Raw genomic sequence first — 2,186 nt, 5'->3', positions numbered from 1 at the left:
CTTCGGCACGACGACCGCGGTGACGTTCGCCGCCGCCGCGCTGCGCAGGCACGCACCCAGGTTGTGCGGATCGGTCACGCCATCGAGCACCAACACGAAGGCGTTCGCACCCGCTGCTTCAAGCAGCGGCAGCAAATGGGTCTCGTCGCGCAACGGCGGCGTCTGGTAGAGAGCGATGACGCCCTGATGGCGCGCTTCGCCACCGAGCTTCTCCAGCTGCTCTTTGCTCACCTGCTCAAGTACGAGGCCAAGCTTGCGCGCCATCGAGACGATTTCGTTTACACGCTCATTCTTCGACTTCTGCTCGACCAGAACCTTGCGGACGCGATCGGGGTCGTTGGTGAGAGCCGCTTCGACCGGATTGATTCCTACGATCCATGACTCACTCATGCTTCTGGCTTGCTCCTGGGTTTACGCGACCGACGCCGGGCCGATTTCTTGGCCGGTGCCGGTGTTTCCGAAGTGGCGACCGGCGCCTGCCGGGTCGACTGCTTCGTCACGGCGGTCTTCTTCGCCGCGGTTTTCTTGGTGGCGGACCGTCCCGCGGACTGTTCACCGCGTGCGGACTGTTCGCCACGGCCCGATGATTCGCCGCGGCCCGACCGGCCGCCGCGAGCGGACTGCTCCTGAGTCGGGGCCTGTGCCGAAGAACGACGACGCGGCGGCCTCGACGAGTTCTGCTCGCTCGCTGCAGGCTCGGCGGCACGACGACGCGATGCCGGCGCGGGGGCYGGAGCCTGCGCTGCCGGCGTTTCGACGGCCACCGGGGCCTTGGCTTTCTTGCCGAAGATGCTGTTCATCGCCTTTTTCGCGGCGCGACCGATGGCCTTGCCAGCCTTGGCCATACCCGAGCTCGGCGCGACCGGAGCAGCTACCTCGACCTTCGGTGCCGGCTTCGGCAACTGGGCCAGACGCGCAACCAGACGGAAGTCGATCTTGCGGTCTTCCAGGCTGGCGCGAAGCACCTGCACGCTCACGTAGTCGCCGAGGCGATACGTCGAACCCGTGCGCTCACCGGTGAGCAGGTGACGGATCGGATCGAACTTGTAATAGTCGTTCGGCAACTGCGACACGTGCACCAGACCGGATACGCGAGACGCCGACAGCTCGACGAACAGACCGAACGACGTGACGCCGGTGATGGTGCCGGCGAATTCCTCGCCAACGTGCTTCTCCATCCAGGCGCACTTGAAGCGCTCGTCCACATCGCGCTCGGCCTCTTCCGCACGACGTTCGCGCTGCGAACAATGCACGGCCATAGCCGCCATCTGCGTTTCGCTATAGACGTAATCGGCCGGTTTGCCCTTGGTCAGTGCATAGCGAATGGCGCGATGCACGAGCAGGTCGGGATAGCGACGGATCGGCGAGGTGAAGTGCGCATACGCGTCCAGCGCCAGGCCGAAGTGACCCTGGTTCTCCGGATGGTAGATCGCCATGCTCTGCGAACGCAGCAGCACCGACTGGATGAGCTCGGCCTCGGGACGGTCGTGCACGCGCTTTAGCAAGGCCGAGAAATCGGCCGGCGTGACTTCGCCCGCCGGTGGCATCTTCAGCTTGAACTCCTTGAGGAAACGCAGGAGGTCTTCGTATTTTTCGGCCGGGGGCGGTGCATGCACGCGATACAGCGCGGGGATCTTGCGCTTGGTAAGGTAGCGCGCCGCCTGCACGTTCGCGGCGATCATGCATTCTTCGATCATCTTGTGCGCGTCGTTACGATCGGACGCACCCATCGATTCGACATCACCCGCCGGACCGATGCGGAATTTCACTTCCGGCGTTTCGAAGTCGATCGCGCCGCGACGCTTACGCGCCTTGGCCATCACCTTGTACAGGCGATGCAGGGCTTCGATGTGCGGGAGCACATCGGAGATTTCCTGGCGAACATCGGCATTGCGCTCGCCCACAGCCTGCCAAACCTTGTTATAGGTCAGGCGTGCGTGCGAGAACATCACCGCGTCGTAGAACTTCGAGCGCTTGACCTCGCCTTCTTCGTCGATCTCCATGTCGCAGACCATGCACAGGCGTTCCACCTTGGGCATGAGCGAACAGATACCGTTCGAAAGGGTCTCCGGGAGCATCGGAACGACGAAGCCGGGGAAGTATGTCGAGGTGCTGCGGTTGTAGCCTTCCACGTCCAGCGGCGTACCGACCGGCACGTAGTGCGAGACGTCGGCGATGGCGACGAC

At 63.8% G+C, this 2,186-nt stretch carries 2 protein-coding genes; both read right to left on the bottom strand.

What is annotated here, in order from left to right; all coding sequences use genetic code 11:
- On the bottom strand, window positions 1-390 hold a 390-nt coding region (locus tag AC1DT2_RS21370), incomplete at its 3' end, for a TrmH family RNA methyltransferase (RefSeq protein ID WP_477298585.1).
- A partial coding sequence (gene rnr / locus AC1DT2_RS21365) for a ribonuclease R (RefSeq protein WP_477298583.1) occupies window positions 387-2,186 on the bottom strand: 1,800 nt, incomplete at its 5' end. The genes AC1DT2_RS21370 and rnr, both read right to left, overlap by 4 nt.

This window comes from Luteibacter sp. P4_E6 (genome assembly GCF_056401535.1).
Note: the sequence above shows the minus strand (reverse complement) of the source record. Positions and strands in the feature narration are given on the sequence as shown.